This window comes from Stappia indica, from assembly GCF_020177335.1.
Classification (GTDB): domain Bacteria; phylum Pseudomonadota; class Alphaproteobacteria; order Rhizobiales; family Stappiaceae; genus Stappia; species Stappia indica_B.
The window spans coordinates 17147-35136 of the sequence record NZ_JAIVMG010000004.1 but is presented as its reverse complement, the minus strand read 5'-3'; the positions used below and the strand labels follow the sequence as shown (position 1 = coordinate 35136).

Genomic DNA, 17990 nt, shown 5'->3' with positions numbered 1-17990 from the left:
CTGGGCCTCCAGGTGGCAGGGGCAAAAAAGCTTGAACGCTTCCTAATCGACAATCCGGCAAACGGCAAACGCCGGTTGCCCTGGCGTGGGGTTTCGCACCGGATCGCACGGCGCGGGCGCGCTATGGCCGGCTCCTGACAGGATTTGATGGCGCCGCGATGGCAGGCCGGGTCCCCTTCACGGGAAATTTCCGAGAGGCCGGGGGCCTCGGCGGGCGTCTGCGATGCTCAGGCCACTTCGATGGCGGTGCCGGCGGCGCGCAGGCGATCCAGAATGTCGCGGGGCGGCTCCCGGTCGGTGACGAGACGGTCGATTTCGTCGAAGCCGGCAACCCGGACGAGCGCGCGGCGGTTGAACTTGCTGTGGTCGGTGATCACCGTGCGGATCTCGCCGCAGTGCAGCACCGTGCGGGCGAATTCGGCTTCGGCAAGCTGGTAGTCCATCAGGCCGCCGACCGGATCGACGGCGGCGATGGAAATGCAGGCGTGCCGCACCCGGAAGGCGGCGATGAAGTCGATGGCCGAGCGGCCGAAGGCGGCGCCATTGTCGCCATGCAGCTCGCCGCCGGCCATGTACACCCGGTTGCCGTTGACCGTCGCCAGGGTGCGGGCCACATCTGACGAGTTGGTGACCACCGTCAGGCCGGATTTTCCGCGCAGTTCCCGGGCGAGCATGCTGGTGGTGGTGCCGGTGTCCATCATGATGCTGTCGCCATCGGCGATGCCGGCGGCGACATGGCGGGCGATACGCCGCTTTTCCTCCGCGTTCTCCCGCAGGCGCCGCTCGAACGGCGCTTCCGTATCGGCATTGGCCAGCGCCACGGCACCGTGGGTCTTGATCAGGTCCCCCGCCTCGACCAGCGGGCGGATGTCTCGGCGGATCGTTTCCAGCGAAACGCCCAGCTCCCCGGCAAGGTCGCTGATGCGCTGGCTGCCATGCAGGCGGACCTGTTCCAGAAGGCGTGTCCGGCGTTTGCTGTTGCTCATGGGTGAGGCTCGATTTGTGGTGTTGATCCTTATTTTTGTTGTTTTGACGTCAATTTCAATGATGAAGCCACTTAAACAGATATCAAAACCAAAAATAACACTCATAGTGATTGACAGTGTTGGAAATCCGGTGCCACCCTTTCAGGCAGGGGAGCAAAAGATCCGGCATCGGACAGTCCCCGCCTTCCATCGGTTTTTGAGAGGGGACCGCCATGAAACGTGCCAGGACACCCGTGGCTCTGCTGTCGGCTGCGGTGATTGCCGCTGTTGCCGCCACGCCGCTGCCGGCCTTCGCCGCCGAGAACGACGATCCGATCCGCATGACCCTGCATGACTGGACCGGGCAACTGATCACCACCCGCATCATGGGCGAAGTGCTGCGCAAGGCCGGCTACAACATCGATTATGTCCAGGCCGACTACATCGCCCAGTTCGCCGGGCTGAAGACCGGTGATCTGCATGTGGCCATGGAGGTCTGGGAGACCACCGGCCGGGAGGCGCTCGACGAGGCAACGGCAACCGGCAAGGTCGAGAACCTCGGCGATACCGGCATGCTGGCGATCGAGGAATGGTGGTATCCGAGTTACATGAAGGAGCTTTGCCCGGGCCTGCCCAATTGGGAAGCGCTGAAGGACGAGGCCTGCGCGGAAGCCTTCTCGACGGCGGAGACGGCGCCGAACGGGCGTTATCTTGGCGCGCCGGTGACCTGGGGCGGCTTCGACGATGAGCGGGTCGAGGCGCTGGACCTGCCGTTCGAGGTGGTGCATGCGGGCACGGATGCGGCGCTCTTCGCCGAGCTGGAATCGGCCTATCAGCGCAAGGCGCCGATCCTTCTGTGGGTTTATGCGCCCCATTGGGCGCCGCTCAAATACGATGGCGAGTGGGTGGAATTCCCGCCCTATTCGAAGACCTGCTACGAGGATCCCTCCTGGGGCTCGAACCCGGATGCGGCCTATGACTGCGCCAAGCCGCGCGGGCCGATCTGGAAGGTTGCCTGGGCCGGGGTCAAGGAAAAGTGGCCCGGTGCGCACAAGGCGATCCAAGCCTTCCATATCGATAATGATGAGATGGGCAAGATGATCACCGACGTCGATCTCAACGGCAAATCCGTTGAGGACGTGGTGTCCAGCTGGATGGGGCAGAACGCCGACCGCTGGTCCAGCTGGATCAACTAGCGCCCCTGCCACACCTTGCCGTCGCCGGTTCGATCCCCGGTCGGCGACGGCATTTTTCTTCTCCGTCCCACATCGTCAGCCGCTTGTCTGGTGAGGTCCATGAGCCCGCACTCTGCGCACCCGTGCGCGCCGGCGCGTCCGGTGAAACTCGAATGCCGTTCGGTCTGGAAGCTGTTCGGAGCGGGTGCGCCGCACTACGCGCTCGACCGGCCGGACGCGGCGGACAGCGCCGCGCTTGCCGAGGCCGGGCTGGTCGGTGCGGTGCGCGATGTCAATCTCGGTGTCGCCGAGGGGGAGATCTTCGTCATCATGGGGCTGTCGGGCTCCGGTAAGTCGACGCTGGTGCGCTGTCTGTCGCGGCTGGTGGAACCGACCTCGGGCCAGATCCTGCTGAATGGCGAGAACCTTCTGGCAGCGAATGCGCGGCGGATGATCGAGATCCGCCGCCATCACATGGGCATGGTGTTCCAGCATTTCGCCCTGTTGCCGCATCTGACCGTGCTCGGAAATGTGGCCTTCCCGCTGGAGGTACAAGGGGTGGCGCGTGCCGCGCGCGAGGACCGGGCAAGGGCGATGATCGAACTGGTCGGGCTTGGCGGACGGGAAATGTTCTTCCCGCGCGAATTGTCCGGCGGCCAGCAGCAGCGTGTGGGGATTGCCCGCTCGCTTGCGGTGGAGCCGGAGCTGTGGTTTCTCGACGAGCCGTTCTCCGCGCTCGATCCGCTGATCCGCCGGGAGATGCAGGACGAGTTCATTCGTCTGCAGTCGGTCCTGAAGAAGACCATCGTTTTCATCACTCATGACTTCGACGAGGCGATCCGCCTTGCCGACCGCATCGCCATCATGAAGGACGGCAAGGTGGTGCAGATCGGCACGCCGGAGGAACTGGTGCTGGCGCCGGCCGATGACTATGTCGCCGAGTTCACCCGCGGCGTCTCCCGGGCCAAGGTGGTGCGGGCCGTTTCCCTGATGGTTCCGTACCCGGGCGAAGCCGAAGAGGCCGCCAGCGGGCCGACGGTAGCGGCAAACGCGCCTGTCGCCGAAGCCGCGCCGCTGTTCGCCGCCGGACAGGCTGAAGTCACCGTTATCGACGGCAGCGGACAGCCGCTGGGCATTCTGACCCGCGCGGCGGTGGTCGATGTGATGATGCGGGGCTGAGCCATGAGTGCACCCGCCCATGTCCCCATTGATGACCAGCCATTGGCACAGCCGCACGGCACCCCGGCTGGCGCGCAGGCAACGTTCTGGCCAGCGGTCTGGCTGATCGCTGGCGGGGCGTTCACCCTTCTGTGGCTCTACGGCGAACCGGTCGCCAAATGGGCGTTCAAGGTGCCGCGCGACTGGCAGATCCCGGCCAAACGCTGGATCGGCGATTTCATGCGCTGGCTGGTGGAGGATGCCTCCCTCGGTCTGTTCACCTTCACCGATCTGACCCGGTTCATTGCCGATCTGGTCGATATTCCCTACCGCTTCGTGCTCGGGCTGCTGTCGACCGGCCTTCTCGACGGGCGTGGCAGCAGCGCGGAGGAGGTGCTGCCGCCGCTGTCCTGGATCGCGGTGACCGGGCTCCTCATGCTGTTGGGCCACTATGCCGGCGGGCGGCGGCTTGCGCTGCTGGTCGGCGCCTGCTTCGGCTTTCTCGCGGTCTTCGGCCAGTGGGACAACGCCATGATCACCCTGGCCTCGATCCTGATTGCCGTGCCGGTCGGTGTCGGGCTGGGCTTGCTTCTGGGACTGGCCGGCCATCGCTGGCATCCGGTGGAGGCGGCCCTTCGTCCCGTGCTTGATCTGATGCAGACCGTGCCGGTCTTCGCCTATCTGGTGCCGATCCTGTTCCTGTTCGGCTTCGGTCCGACCTCGGCGATCGTCGCAACGATCATCTATGCGCTGCCGCCGATGACCCGCATTTCGCTGCTGGCCTTGCGCCAGGTGCCGAAGGAGGTCCGCGAACTGGGGCGGATGACCGGCTGTTCCCGCCGGCAGATGACCTGGCGCATTCTGGTGCCGACGGCGATGCCGGGGCTGATGGTCGGCGTCAACCAGGTGATCATGTTGTCGCTCAACATGGTGATCATCGCCTCGATGATCGGGGCGGGCGGCCTCGGGTTCGAGGTGCTGTCGGCGCTGCGCCGTCTCGACATCGGCGCCGGGTTCGAGGCCGGGCTGGCGATCGTGGCACTGGCCATCGCCCTTGACCGGCTGAGCCAGGCCTTCGCCCGCAAGGGGCGCCGACATGCGCAAAGCGCGGGGCATGAACAGGGCGCGGGCCTGGGTGGCGGGCTCTGGCGTCGCCATCCCCATACAGTTGCCGCGATTGCACTGGTGATCTTCTCCCTTGCCGCCGGGCTCCTGTCCGCGCCGCTGCAACGCTATCCGGAGGCCTTGCAGCTTTCGTCCGGCACGCTCGGCTCCGATCTGGTCGGCTGGATCAACGTGAATTTCTTCGACCAGCTCGAAGCGGCCAAGAACCTGTTGCTGCTCAATGTGCTGATCCCGTTCAAGCGGTTCCTGCTCAGCCTGCCCTGGATCGGCGTGGTGGCACTGCTCGGGCTTTGCGGCCTGCGGCTCGGCGGCTGGCGACTGGGCCTTTCGGTGGCGCTGCTGGCGGCGCTGATCGCGCTCACCGGGCAATGGCCGAAGGCGATGGTGACGGTCTATCTGTGCGGCATCTCGGTGGTGATCGCGGCGCTGATCGGCATTCCCATCGGCATTGTTGCTGCCGAACGCGAGCGGCTGTGGAAGGGGGTGGAGATCGTCATCGACACCCTGCAGACCCTGCCGTCCTTCGTCTATCTGATGCCGGCGGTGATGTTGTTCCGGGTGGGCGACTTCACCGCGATGATCGCCGTCGTCGCCTATGCCATCGCCCCGGCGATCCGCTACACGGCACATGGCCTGCGCCAGGTCGATCCGCAGCTGGTGGAGGCGGGCGTCGTTGCCGGGGCAACGCGCTGGCAACTGCTGACCAGGATCAAGTTGAAGCTGACCCTGCCGGAAATTCTGCTCGGCCTCAACCAGACCATCATGCTGGCCCTGTCGATGCTGGTGATCACCGCGCTGGTCGGCACCCGGGACCTTGGCCAGGAGGTCTATATCGCGCTGACCAAGGCCGACACCGGACGCGGTCTCGTCGCCGGGCTTGCGGTCGCCTTCATCGCCATCATCGCCGATCGGCTGATTGCTGCGGGCGCCGCCCGGACGCGGGCACGCCTGGGATTGACACCATCATGACGGGAGCCCAGCCGATGCCGGATGTCGAAGCGCGAGTTCGCGCGCTGCCCCTGTGGCACGGGGATATCCGCTGGCAGCCGCTGAAAGGCGGCCTGTCGAATGAAAGCTTCACAGTGACCGACACGAGCGGCTCTTATGTGGTGCGCTTCGGCCGGGACTTTCCCTGCCACCATGTGTTTCGGGAACGGGAGATCATGGCAACACGGGCGGCGGTCGCCGCCGGTTTTGCCCCGGAGCTGGTGCATGCCGAACCGGGGGTGATGGTCTCGCGCTTCATCGAGGGCAAGACCTATACGGCCGCCGATGTGCTGGCCGACAGGGCCGCGATCGCCGATCTGGTGCGCCGGTTCCATGCGGAAATGCCGGCCTTCGTTTCCGGCCCGGGCTATCTCTTCTGGGTGTTCCATGTGATCCGCGACTACGCCCGCACGCTACAGGCGGGCGGCTCGCGCCTCGCCGACCGCCTGCCGGAGTTCCTGGAGCTGGCGGCGGAGTTCGAGGCGGCGCAGGTGCCGCTGCCCATCGTCTTCGGCCATCACGATCTGTTGCCGGCGAATTTCCTGCATGACGGTGACCGGCTATGGCTGATCGACTTCGAATACGCCGGCTTCGGCACGCCGATGTTCGACCTTGCCGGCATCGCCGCCAATGCAGGCTTCGGGCCGGAGCCTTCGGCGGAGCTGCTGGCGCGCTACTTCGGCATGGAGCCTGACCCGGCGATGCTGCGCAGTCACGCGGCGATGCAATGCGCGGCGCTGCTGCGCGAAACCCTCTGGAGCCTTGTCTCCGAACTCCACCTCAACGCGCCGGGCGTCGACTACGCGGCCTATACCGCCGAGACGCTGGCCGCCTTCGACCTGGCGCTTGACGCCTATCGCTCCCGTTTTGGAAAGGCCTGACCTCCCATGTCCCTCCCGTCTCATGCCCAGATCGTCGTCATCGGTGGTGGCATCATCGGTTGCTCGGTTGCCTATCATCTGGCCCGCGACCACAAGGCCGATGTGCTGCTGCTGGAGCAGGGCCAACTCACCAGCGGGTCCACCTGGCATGCCGCGGGGCTGGTCGGCCAGCTGCGTTCCTCTGCCTCGATCACCCAGGTGCTGAAATACTCCGTCGATCTCTACAAGCGGCTCGACCGGGAGACCGGGCTGGAGACCGGCTGGAAGATGACCGGCTGCCTGCGGCTCGCCTGCAACGAGGATCGCTGGACCGAATACAAGCGGCTGGCGACCACCGCCGGCAGCTTCGGCATGGAGATGCATCTGCTGTCGCCGGAGGAGGTGGCGCAGATGTGGCCGCTGATGCGGGTCGATGACCTGGTCGGCGCCAGCTTCCTGCCGACCGACGGGCAGGCCAGCCCCTCCGACATCACCCAGTCTCTGGCCAAGGGCGCGCGCATGCATGGCGCGCGGATCGTGGAAGGCGTGCGCGTGACCGGCTTGCGCATGGACGGGACTCGCATCACCCATGTGGAGACGACGCAAGGGGCGGTCGCCTGTGACAAGGTGGTGAACTGCGCCGGCCAATGGGCACGGCAGGTCGGTGCCATGGCCGGCGTCAGCATCCCGCTGCAGCCGGTCAAGCATCAGTACATCATCACCGAGCGGATCGACGGGATCACCAGCGAGACACCGACCGTTCGCGATCCGGACAAGCGCACCTATTTCAAGGAAGAGGTCGGCGGGCTGGCCATGGGCGGCTACGAACCCGACCCAGTCGCCTGGACGACGGGGGATGTTCCCGACGATTTCCAGTTCCAGCTGTTCGAGGATGACTGGGACCATTTTGAGCAGCATCTGGTCTCCGCCATTCACCGGGTGCCGGTGCTGGAGACCACCGGCGTCAAGCAGATGATCAACGGTCCTGAGAGCTTTACGCCGGACGGGAATTTCATTCTCGGGTCGGCGCCGGCCTGCGCCAACATGTTCGTCGGCGCCGGGTTCAACGCCTTCGGCATCGCCTCGGGCGGCGGTGCCGGCTGGGTGTTGGCCGAATGGGTGATGTCGGGCGAAGCGCCGCTCGATCTGTGGTCGGTGGATATCCGCCGTTTCTCCGGTCTTCACGAGGATCGGGCCTGGGTGTGCGAGCGCACGCTGGAAGCCTATGGCAAGCACTACACGGTCGCGTTTCCGCATGAGGAATATCAGAGCGGCCGGCCGCACATCGTCTCGCCGCTGTATCAGCGGCTGCAGGGCCATCGTGCCGTGTTCGGCTCCAAGCTCGGCTGGGAGCGGCCGAACTGGTTCGCGCCGAAAGGCATGGAGCCGCGCGATGTCTACAGCATGGGCCGGCAGAACTGGTTCGATGCGGTCGGCGAGGAGCATCGCACCGTGCGCGAGGCCGTGGGCCTGTTCGACCAGTCCTCCTTCGCCAAATTCGAACTCACGGGGCGGGACGCCGCCGAGGCGCTGGAAGGGATCTGCGCCAACCGGATCGGCAAGCCGGAAGGGCGGCTGACCTACACCCAACTCCTCAACTCGCGGGGCGGGATCGAATGCGATCTGACCGTGGCCCGGCTCGCGCCCGACCTTTTCTACATCGTGACCGGTACGGGCTTTCGCACCCATGATGCCGCCTGGATCGCCGAACACCTGCCCGCAGGGCTCGATGCCCGTCTTGCCGACGTCACCGAGGATTTCGGCACGTTGTCGCTGATGGGGCCGAAGGCGCGTCAGGTGCTGGCGGCGGTCACTCCTGATGCGGATGTGTCGAACGCGGGCTTCCCCTTCGGCCATGTGCGCATCCTGTCGATTGCCGGTCATCCGGTCCGGGCGCTGCGCGTCACCTATGTGGGGGAGCTCGGCTGGGAGCTGCATGTGCCGCTTGCGGCCACCGGCGAGGTGTTCGATGCGCTGATGGCGGCGGGTGCCGCCCATGGCATCCGGCCGGTCGGCTACCGGGCGCTGGACTCGCTCAGGCTGGAAAAGGGCTACCGCGCCTGGGGCGCGGACATCACCCCCAACGATACCCCCCTGGAGGCCGGGCTCGGCTGGGCGGTGAAGCTGAAGTCGGGGCTGCCGTTCCTCGGCCGTGCGGCGATGGAACAGGCGGCCGCCGTGCCGCTTGCCAAGAAGCTCGTCGGCTTCACCGTCGGCGATCCGCAGGTGGTGCTGCTCGGGCGGGAGACGATCCTGCGCGATGGTGCCTTCGCCGGATACCTGACCAGCGGCGGCTTCGGTTACACCGTCGGCAAGCCGATTGGCTATGGCTACGTGCGCGCTGCTGGCGGCGTCACCGATGCGTTCCTGAGTGCCGGGCGCTACGAACTGGTGGTGGCGACGCAGCGGGTGCCGGCGACGTTGCACCTGGAGCCGCTCTACGATCCGAAAAGTGCGCGGGTCAAGGCTTAGGGCAGCAAGGGAAGCGGCGTCGAAGCGGCTGCGCGCATCAGACCGCCTGGCGTTCGGCCCGTTTCTGCCGCGTATCGGCGACGATGCGTCCGGATTCCATGCGGATCAGCCGGTCGCATTTGTCGAAACAGTGCTCGTCATGGGTGACGGCGATCACCAGATGGCCGTCGCGCGCCATCTGCGGCACCAGAACATCATAGAACAGGGCCCGCCGCGCCGGATCCTGGTCGGCGGCGAATTCGTCAAGAACGATGATCGGCCGCTTTTCGGCAAGCGCGACGGAAAGCGCGAGCCGGCGCCGCTGGCCGGTCGACAGGGCCAGCGTGGAAAACCTGCCGTCGTCAACGCCAACCCGGTGATCGATGTCGAGGTCGGCGAGATGCGCGGGCAGGGCGTCGCATTCGGCCTCAGTCAGGCCATAGAGCCGGTCGAACAGGTGAAACTCGCTGAACACGGCGCTGAACAGGCTGCGATAGGCCGGGGCATCGGCTTCCGTCACCGGGATGCCGTCGAGCAGGATCGTCCCGCCATCGGGATGGCGCAAGCCGGTCAATACCGACAAAAGCGTCGATTTGCCCGCGCCATTGCCGCCGCAGATGAACACTACCTCGCCGGGGGTAAGGGTGAGGTCGAGCGGCCCGACCGTGAAGCTCTCGTCGTCGCCGGCGGCGGTGGTGCTGGAGAGCACCGTCGTCACGCCCTTCAGCTCGATGGAGCTGAAGCCGGGCCGGTCGGCGACCGGCTGGCCGGTGCGGGCTTCCGCATCGTTGGCAAGGTCGCGTTCAAGCTGGTCGATCAGATGCTTGGACACGGCGGCACGCGAAAAGGACGACAGGTTGCCGAGCACCGTTTCGATCGGACCATAGGTCAGGAGCACGATGGTCAGAATCTGCAGCACAGTCGAGGTCTCCGTGCCGGCGAGAAGCGGCAGGCCGACGACGATCATGCACAGAAGGCCCATCATTGCCCCTTGAGCGATCACCTGGCCCAGACTGTAGTAGCGCTCGGCGACCAGCTTCAGCGACCGCTCGCGGGAGGCGACATCCTCGATGTCGGATTGCAGGGCGGCCTTGCGCGCCTGCCGCAGCCGCAGCTCCTTGTAGCCGCGCAGCACATCGTTGACCCGGTCGAAGAAGATCCATTCGGTGCGGGAGGCCCGTTCCGCGCTCGCCTGGGCCGGCGCCTGGGCGACCAGATAGCCGACGCCGCCAATGCCCACGGCGGCAAGGGTGGCAAGGCCGCTTGGCCAGGACAGGTAGAAGAGATAGGGAATGCAGAAGGCGATCAGCAGCGCCGCTTCGAGGGACTCGATGAAATTCACCGAGGCGTGGGAGATCTCGTTCACCTCCTGGGTGACGATGGAATAGACCTTGCCATGGTCGTTGCGGGCGAGAAACCCGGCCCGGGCGTCGAGGAGCTGGCGGGAGAGCTGCATCCTCAGGCGCCGGCGGGTGGTCTCCACAAGGCGGAAACTGGCGACCCGCGCCAGATGGGAAAAGGTGAGGGTGGCGAGAATGCAGCCGGCGAGCAGCGCCACATTGCCAAGGGCGAGGGAAGCGCCGGCGGCGATGGTGTTGATGGCAAAGATCATGCCCGAGCGGGTGAAGCTGGCAAGCACCGCGAAGACCAGCACCGGCGAGCGCAACAGGTTGCCTTCGCGGATCAGGAAGCCGAACAGCACGAACATGTTGCCGGTTGCCGATCGGTTGCCCGTGGTCTCGCTCGTGGTCATCCTGTCCGCGGCCCTCTTGTCCGTGCCTGCACCCCGGTTGCGGCGCCCTCTGGCCGCGCGCGCATTGCAATCCGTTCGTTCCGCTGCCAGCCGGCTACCGACCGGAAACCCGCCTGTTCGTACGGCAGAGCCTGGAATGGGGCAAGTGCCAATGCGCTCCTCGCACCTTGAGTAGCCGGGGCGGGGCGGCCGGGACGCAGGGAGCGGGACGGGGCGGCGGGGCGCAGGTGCGGCTGTCTGGGGAACGTCGGTTTGTCCCTTAGCGCAGGGGGCTGGGGAGAAATCCACTGCCGGATGCAAAACTGGAGATGAGGTGTCTTGACATCGTCGCGTTGGCCCGACTATATGCGGCCATTCTTCGCGCCGCACTGCCGCGCGGCGAGGATGGCGGAGTAGCTCAGTTGGTTAGAGCAGCGGAATCATAATCCGCGTGTCGGGGGTTCGAGTCCCTCCTCCGCTACCAAATTTCCCGAGAAATTTCTGATGGTTAGGTCTCGCACGCTATGAATGCGTCTGCACGTGGACCGTACCGGGGTCATGCTGGGTGTGACGCGCAAAAACAAATGGCAGCAGAGATCGCGGCAAACTGCCCCCCCCCTGCAAGCGCATGATGGCGGCCAGTCGATGATCCCCTCTGCTTTCATGACCTTCTCAGTCAGGCCACAATGCGACATGTCAGATGCATGATGCTCTGTCGGCCCCAGTTTCACAGAACGGTGCAAGGCGCCAAAGGTGATCGGGTCAAACGCATCGTTGCGCTTGTAGAAGGTCCGACGGCGGTCGGTCTCAACATCGAGCTCACAGTGGTCCGCCGCGCGGAGTAGAAGTTCGCTGTTTTCAGTCGCCTCATGGTGCATGCATGGGGCATCGCTGTACCCCGAATATTCTCGCTCGCCACCCGGCGGTCATCAACCTTCTGTTTGCACCGCGTATCGGTCGACAAACGGGGGGCGATACCTGCAGATCGTTCTTCCTGCAGTCAGAGATACTCCCGACCCATCAACGCCTCTGGGGATCTCCGTTCTGGGGCTGGGCCATGGAAGGGCTCAGATCAAAAGCGCTGTCCTGTCGTTGGGATGTCGGTGGTTGACAATTTACAATCATGGCGCGAATGATGGCTGCCAAGAATTGTGGGTGCTGAGGCGTGCGCGTCGAGGCGGGCTTGTCACGCTCGGAAGAGCTTCGCCTGGCTGAGCGAATCTGCGGGGGTGGAGTGGCTGTGCCGCAGACGGTCGACATGAGCGATGACGCCAGCGCCGTTGTGCCTGCGGCGGAGCTCGCTGAAAGGCAGATTGCAAGCAAAGCCGATAGACAGAGCGTGCGCCCGGTGTCTGGCGCGCGCGTGCGGTTGCGGCTGGTACGCGATACGCAAGAAGACCTTGCCGCAGCGTTGTCGCTCGCCCGGAAGATGCACGCACAAACGATCTTTCGCGACAGCCCGTGCAGCGACGCCAAGGCGCAAGCGTTGGTTCGTCGCGCGATTGAGCGGCCGGATCGGAGCGGGTTGATCCTGGCGGAGGCGCCGAGACCGGGTGTATCCTGGTTGGAAGGCGGCGCTGGAGAGCCGGAACCGCCGGAGGGGGGTGCTCTCGCAGGGCTGGCTTATGTACAGGCGGGGGAATACTTTCTCTCCGATGGGGATCTGGTCGCAACCGTGCTTACGATCAATATCACCCCGGAGATCGTACGGACGCCGCTCGGCGGGCGCGTCGCGTTGAGGTTGGTTCGCGCTGTGCGCCGTTGGTCGGATGCGCGTGGCTGTCGACGCCTTCTGGTGCATGCGACCAGTGGTGAAAATCCAGCGAGGACGGATCGCTTCTTCCGTCGATGTTGATTCAGAGTAATTGGTGGGAACTATGTCTTTTGAGTCGATTATTATTTCATATATTGTTGATATATATTTATTTTTTGTTTCAATTTTTTTCTTTCTTACATGCTTATCTGTATTTAAAGAATTTCGTAAATTTATATATGAAAAGAATATATATATATTAATATTTTTTAAACCTATAATTTCTTGCAGGGCGCTTAACATAAAAGGGAATCATATTATTTTTGTGGTTGCGAATTTTATTATTTCAATAATACTTACAATTATTCCGGCTTTATTCTTATATGTCGATTTTATAAAATTATTCTATCCGAATTATTTATATTATTCAAATAAAATATCATATTAAATTGGAGGGGGTATTAATCGTTTCTGATAACAAATTTATCGTTGGAACCATCGGTATTAATGCTTCTGTCCCGCTTTTTGGGTCAGGCGAATTCACCCTCGCTTAGTGGGAGCCAGTATCGGTGGATGGGGTCATGATTGCGGCTCAATTTCTCTGGATGGAAAGCCTATGGATGGTCCGTCCCTGTTGGGGCTGTTGCTGTAGGGAAGGAGTATCGAGCAGACGGTGGGTGGAACGTTTTTTCAATTGGTTTTGGAAAAAAATTTAGTGACGTGCCTCCCGTCTTTGGATCGGCCCGAACCGGAACTTCCGGGGTCATCGAGCTCAACCCACGTTTCCTCCATGCGGCCGGGGACCGCCTGGCGCGGACCCGCGCCTTGGTGGCCCGCGCCGACTCAGAGACGCAAACGCCAACGGATATCCGCACGCGTGCGGCCTGACCTGGCACGCATGACCGCCGGTTTGCTAGAAGCGAACCTCAAACCTGGCGTTTGCGCCTTGTTCCAGGGCATTGCGTCCGAAGCGTCCTTGATAGGACAGGCCGACTTTTGCACGGTCGCTTAAGTTGAAGCGAACGCCTGCCTGCACGAGTGCTGTGTCCCGGTCGATGGGAACGCCCTGGATGGAGAAACTGTCAATTCCCGCCAAGGCGAGGCGCCGATGGGCGGACAGGCTTCCCAGGGCATGTTGCCAGCCCAGGGTGCCGGTTAGTTCGGCGGTGGTGCCGTTTTGCGCCGACAAGGTTTTCGACAGGCGAACACCGAGGTTGCTTGACCCGAAGATCTGGCTCGATGCCTTGCTGGCCAGCGCGACGTCTGACGAACCGCGTTCCTGAAAGGAATCGCCCTGTTGATGAATAAGTGCAAGACCGGCATAAGGTTCGAGCCCAGCCCATGGCGTATCGAACCTGTAGGACACATCCGCGAAGACCTGCGCCGTGCGCGACCAGTAGTCGGCGGTGACGGTCTCGTCGATACCGCCAAAGGCCACATGCCGGCTGGTCGCCACCTGATGCCAGCTGGAAGCCGCGCCCAGCCACAGGCCGAGCGGCCCCGAGCGGACTGCGCCATAGGCGCCGATCGTGTAGCTGTCCGCCGTAGCGGTCGAGGCGCGTCCGTCGACGCTTGCCCGCGCGTGGCCAAAGGCGGCCAGAAGCCCGAGGCGGATGTCTGGCGTCGGGCTGGCTTCGAGGCCGAGGAGCCCGCCGCCGCCGCTGCTCGAAAGCGTGGCGGCGTTGCCGTCACCCTTGAACCGGCTATAGGCGCCCAGGGCGTGGCCCCAGACCTGCAGGTTCGTGAGCGGTCCTGAAACAGCATCGGAAGTCGCGCCGGAAGCCTGTGGCGCGAGACTGGCGAAGCTGGCCTCGATGCGGGTGCCGACCGCATCGCGCAGACGGGCACTGTCGCTCACGAAGAGGGCGGGCAGGGAGGCATGGATTTCGCCGGACAGGCTGTCATAGGCGGCCCGCGCGGAAGGGGCATCCAGGCCGATCAGCGCGCCAAAGAGCGTGGTGGAGGTCGCCGGATCGTCCAGGCTTGTCGCGACCGCAAACTGGTTTACGGTGCGTGCTTGCGATGCGAAGCTCGTGCCGGAGCGGGTCAGCTCCAGCACCACCGCGTTCGATTGATAGACAAGGGCTGCATCGAGGAAGGCAAAGCTTTCCGTGACGCTGTCGAAACTCCCGAAGACGCCGCCCGTGCCGGTTAGGATCGTGTAGCTGGTCGACGGGGCAAGGGGCGGCGTCGTGCCGGCCAACAGCGAAACATTGACCGTTCCGCCGGTCAGGTCGATGCGCCCGGTCGCCGCCGTCAGATCGCTTCCGCCGGTTCCGTCCACCTCCACCGCATAGATGCTGCCCGGACCGAAGGAGAGGTCGCCGGCCACATTGATGGTGCCGATCGAGTTGCCGGGCGCAAGCGTGCCGCCGGAGACGAGCGAAAGACCGCCGATCGTGCCGGTGCCCTGGAGCAGGGCGCCGTCGTTGACGGTAAAGCTGCCGGCAAGCGTGGTATCGAGTGTGTAGACGACCCCCGAATGCAGGCCGACGTCGCCGGTGAAGTTCGATTGCAGCTGCACCGCGCCGGTGCGGTAGATCTCGGCCGAGCCGGTGAAGCCGGAATAGTCGCCGGTGAGCTGCGTCCCGCCGTTCCGGAAGGTGAGCGTCCCGTCGCCGGTCACATCGGCAGCGAAGTCATAGGCCGCATCCGTGTGATTGAAGACGATGCTGCCGTCGCCCGGCCCGAAAGCGACCGTGCCGGCCAGAAGCGTCCCCGCGCCGACAGGTGCTGCTCCTTCTTGTGCGCCGAAGACGAGAGTTCCGCTCGAGCCGGACGATGTGCCGAGTTCGAGCGTGCCGGTTCCGCCGCCAATTTCGGCGATGCCGTCGTCCGACAACACAAGCAGACCCTGCCCGCCGGAGCCGCTTCCCACCACCGCAGCGGTGGCAATTGACAGGCGGCTGTCGGCTCCCGAGACAACGACCTTGGCGCTGGAAGACCTTCCGACATCGAGGCTCGCGGCGTTGACCACGGCCTTGTCCCAGATCCACAGGTTGCCGCTTCCGCTGCCGCCGGTCTCGCCCAGCGTCAGGTCCGAGCCGATGGTCCAGAGCGTTCCCGCCCCCGAGATTTCGAACTCGGCATCGCTTGTGCCGGCCGCGGTGATTGACCCACGCCCGCTCGACATGGTCTTGCCACTGCCGAAGCTGAGAATGCCCTCATCGACGCCAATCGCGCCGGAGACGGTCGTGTCGCCGCGCAGGAACACGGTTCCGAAACCCGTTTTCGTGATGTCGCCAAGGCCGGAGATTTCCCCGGAAAACCCGGTAACGTCGTCCTGATCGAGGATCAGGTCCGCTTGCGAGCCGGTGCTGGTCAACGTGCCGCCGGTTCCCCACAGCGCTGACATGGTCAGGTCATGACCGGCGAGGTCGAGGGTCCCGCCGTTGATCTCGTAGCGGGTGTTGTCGGCGAATGCGTTCGCGCCGCCGGCGCGCAACGTGCCGCCGTTCACGACCGTCTTGCCGGTGAATGCGGCGTTGTTGCCGGTCAGGATCGTGGTGCCGGCGTGGGCCTCGATCGTTCCCCGGCCGCGGATGTCGGTGGCAAAGGAATAGGCGCCGTCGGTGTGGTTGAAGACCAGAGCTCCGTTGCCGTCGCCGAACGTGAGCGAACTCGCAGTCATGGTGCCGGCCGCCGCTGCGGTTTCACCGGCGGCAGCACCGATGTTCAGGGATGCGGTCCCGGCAAAGCGAGCCAGATAGACGGTCGAGGCTGCATTCAATGCGCCGCCGTCGGTCAGGGTCAAAGTGGATGTCTGCCCGCTCTGGCCGATGGCCACGACATCGGCGGCATTGATCGACGACCCTGTGCCCGACACAGTGACCGTGGCGTTCGAGCTGCTCCCGGATCCCAGGATCAGCAACTTCGACGTATTGAGGACGCCGCCATTGCTGATCGCCACCGTGCCATTGCCACTGGAGCCGACGACCATGTTGTCGTTCGAGGTCAAGGACGACCCGGATCCGGATATGTCGAGTGTCCCGTTTGAACCACCCAGGTTGCCGACCACGGTCTGTTTCCCGGTCGACACTTTCGCACCGTCGGCAATGGAGAGGAAACCGGTACCCCGATACCCAACCCGAAGGTCGTCCGCCACGGTCCAGGAGGAATCCGCGCCGGTTACATTGACGGTGCCGGTGCCGTTGGCGACGTTGCCCAGAAAGGCGTTGTAACCGGTGGTCAAGCTGGCGCCATTGGAGACGGTCAGGCTGCCGCCGTCTCCGCCGGAGTAACCCAGCAAGAGACTGTTGGTGCTGTTCATCGACGTTCCGCTTCCCGAAACGGTCAATGTGCCGGTCTTTCCCGCCTGGCCGCCCAGGTAAATGCGGAAGCTGTCGATTCCGGAGCCGTTCGAGACCACTGCGGCGCCATCCACCACGTGAAAATTGCTTACGGTTGCCGTTGCCCCGTCGAGGTTGAGCGCGCCGCCTGAAACCGTGAGATGGCCGAGCGCGGCGCCGGCCGTGCCGGTCATGGTCCAGGTGGAGGCCCCTGTCTTCGATACGGTTTCGAAGCCGGTGTATTTGGTGCCGATTTCACCGAGATCGAAGCTCGAGCCCGGGCTGGTCTCTCCTCCAAGGACAAGCGTGTCGTTCCCGCCGCCCGCAACGACATTGCCGATGATCGTTGAACCGGCTCGCAGCTCCAGACTGTTGGTGCCGCCGGTGAATTCGATGGCATTGGCGCGATTGCCGCCGGAGAGACCGCCGGAAATCGTGCCGCTGTTGACGATGGTCAGGTTCGATCCGCTGATGCCGGCCCCGCCGAGGCCTGCGCTTCCGGCAGGCCCCGTGCTGGCCGCTATGGAATCGCCTCCTGCGCCCCCGTGGCCGCCCGCGCCACCGGTGATCGTTCCGGAGTTGTCGATGGTGAGGTTGCTGCCCGCAATGCCGGCCCCACCCGCACCGCCATTGCCGCCCCTGCCGCCGGTGTTGGAGTGACGGAAGCCGCCCCGGCCTCCGTTGCCACCGCGTCCACCCGTGATTGTGCCGCGGTTCTCGATTATGCCCTCGCTGCCGGAGACGGCGGCTGCGCCGGCTCCACCGCCGCTGGCGTTCGCATTGACCGATTCATAAGCGCCGTTGCCGCCCGCACCGCCGTTGCCGCCGGTTGCCGACCCGGTCAGCCGCAGCGAAAACCCGCTCCCCGAAACGGCTGTCGTTCCCGCCTCGCCCGCAGTGCTGGGGACAGCGCCGGTTGCGTTGCCACCGTTGGCCCCGTTCCCGCCGGCCGCAGCGCCCGACAGGGCGGCGGTAAGCGCATTGGTGGAGGACACCCCCGACAGCACCAGCGATGTCCCCGATGTCGCGAATGGCGAGCCGGTGATCTCGACCGGGGCGCTTGCCCGAACCGTGACGTCTGCTGCAAAGGCCGGCAATCCGCCCGAGACGGTGATGGTCGCGACGGTGGGATCGATCTCGATCACGTCCCCGCTGGCGCCTGCGCTGGCAATGGCCCAGCTCAGCGAACCGGCGACGGTGCCGCTGCCATCGTCGGTCGCTTCCGTGACCAGATAGGTCGCGGCATGAGCGGGCCGGTCGGACAGGGGCAGGATCGCCGCGGCACACAGGGCGGTCGATGCGAGAAGCCGCAGCGTGCGCCTCCGCGCGGCGCGCGCGCGTCCCGCCGGCTGGCGGGGATGATCTTCTCGGGAGGCCGGTTTGCCCGAACGGTCTGGCATGGGGCCTGTTGCATGGCAAGACCCGCGAGCCGTTGTTTTCGTTGTGTCCATGGATCCCTCTCGGCGCGACGCCACGCGCTCAGGCGCCGGCGTGG

At 64.6% G+C, this 17990-nt stretch carries 9 protein-coding genes and 1 tRNA gene; 7 read left to right on the top strand and 3 right to left on the bottom strand.

What is annotated here, in order from left to right:
- Nucleotides 1-227 precede the first annotated feature (227 nt).
- Nucleotides 228-986, bottom strand: a complete 759-nt coding sequence (locus LC062_RS07160) for a DeoR/GlpR family DNA-binding transcription regulator (protein WP_224910360.1) — start codon at nucleotides 984-986, stop codon at nucleotides 228-230.
- 212 nt (nucleotides 987-1198) lie between these two features.
- Here LC062_RS07160 and LC062_RS07155 point away from each other — a divergent pair, with 212 nt between their 5' ends.
- From LC062_RS07155 to LC062_RS07135, 5 genes are all read left to right on the top strand, one after another.
- Entirely contained in the window at nucleotides 1199-2161 is a 963-nt protein-coding gene (locus LC062_RS07155; RefSeq protein ID WP_224910359.1) for an ABC transporter substrate-binding protein, read from the top strand.
- Between the two features lie 99 nt (nucleotides 2162-2260).
- Complete coding sequence (locus LC062_RS07150) at nucleotides 2261-3319, top strand: quaternary amine ABC transporter ATP-binding protein (protein WP_224910358.1); 1059 nt, start codon at nucleotides 2261-2263, stop codon at nucleotides 3317-3319.
- A 3-nt stretch (nucleotides 3320-3322) separates the two neighbouring features.
- The gene (locus LC062_RS07145) at nucleotides 3323-5392 is read left to right on the top strand and encodes an ABC transporter permease (RefSeq protein WP_224910357.1); all 2070 of its coding nucleotides are present in this window, start codon (nucleotides 3323-3325) and stop codon (nucleotides 5390-5392) included.
- A complete protein-coding gene (locus LC062_RS07140) occupies nucleotides 5389-6291 on the top strand; it encodes a choline/ethanolamine kinase family protein (RefSeq protein ID WP_224910356.1) in 903 nt (300 codons plus the stop codon). Before LC062_RS07145 ends, LC062_RS07140 begins: the two co-directional genes overlap by 4 nt.
- A 6-nt stretch (nucleotides 6292-6297) precedes the next feature.
- Nucleotides 6298-8742 (top strand): GcvT family protein, encoded by a 2445-nt coding sequence (locus LC062_RS07135; RefSeq protein WP_224910355.1) that lies wholly within the window; start codon nucleotides 6298-6300, stop codon nucleotides 8740-8742.
- Nucleotides 8743-8779: 37 nt separating this feature from the next.
- On the opposite strand, the gene LC062_RS07130 is transcribed toward LC062_RS07135, so the two are convergent.
- A complete protein-coding gene (locus LC062_RS07130) occupies nucleotides 8780-10474 on the bottom strand; it encodes a cyclic peptide export ABC transporter (RefSeq protein ID WP_224910354.1) in 1695 nt (564 codons plus the stop codon).
- Between the two features lie 386 nt (nucleotides 10475-10860).
- Between LC062_RS07130 and LC062_RS07125 the strand changes: the two genes are divergently transcribed.
- Together LC062_RS07125 and LC062_RS07120 are read left to right on the top strand one after the other, a co-directional pair.
- Nucleotides 10861-10937 (top strand) — tRNA-Met (locus tag LC062_RS07125).
- 774 nt (nucleotides 10938-11711) lie between these two features.
- Complete coding sequence (locus tag LC062_RS07120) at nucleotides 11712-12308, top strand: hypothetical protein (RefSeq protein WP_224910353.1); 597 nt, start codon at nucleotides 11712-11714, stop codon at nucleotides 12306-12308.
- A gap of 811 nt (nucleotides 12309-13119) precedes the next feature.
- Here the strand turns inward: LC062_RS07120 and LC062_RS07115 are convergent.
- Entirely contained in the window at nucleotides 13120-17895 is a 4776-nt protein-coding gene (locus tag LC062_RS07115) for an autotransporter domain-containing protein (RefSeq protein WP_224910352.1), read from the bottom strand.
- Between the last annotated feature and the right edge of the window lie 95 nt (nucleotides 17896-17990).

Bases quoted from the DNA above. Each gene is read 5' to 3' on its own strand.
- LC062_RS07155 (WP_224910359.1), top strand. From the start codon at position 1,199: ATGAAACGTGCCAGGACACCCGTGGCTCTGCTGTCGGCTGCGGTGATT.
- LC062_RS07140 (WP_224910356.1), top strand. From the start codon at position 5,389: ATGACGGGAGCCCAGCCGATGCCGGATGTCGAAGCGCGAGTTCGCGCG.
- LC062_RS07130 (WP_224910354.1), bottom strand. From the start codon at position 10,474: ATGACCACGAGCGAGACCACGGGCAACCGATCGGCAACCGGCAACATG.
- LC062_RS07160 (WP_224910360.1), bottom strand. From the start codon at position 986: ATGAGCAACAGCAAACGCCGGACACGCCTTCTGGAACAGGTCCGCCTG.
- LC062_RS07145 (WP_224910357.1), top strand. From the start codon at position 3,323: ATGAGTGCACCCGCCCATGTCCCCATTGATGACCAGCCATTGGCACAG.
- LC062_RS07115 (WP_224910352.1), bottom strand. From the start codon at position 17,895: ATGCCAGACCGTTCGGGCAAACCGGCCTCCCGAGAAGATCATCCCCGC.
- LC062_RS07120 (WP_224910353.1), top strand. From the start codon at position 11,712: ATGAGCGATGACGCCAGCGCCGTTGTGCCTGCGGCGGAGCTCGCTGAA.
- LC062_RS07150 (WP_224910358.1), top strand. From the start codon at position 2,261: ATGAGCCCGCACTCTGCGCACCCGTGCGCGCCGGCGCGTCCGGTGAAA.
- LC062_RS07135 (WP_224910355.1), top strand. From the start codon at position 6,298: ATGTCCCTCCCGTCTCATGCCCAGATCGTCGTCATCGGTGGTGGCATC.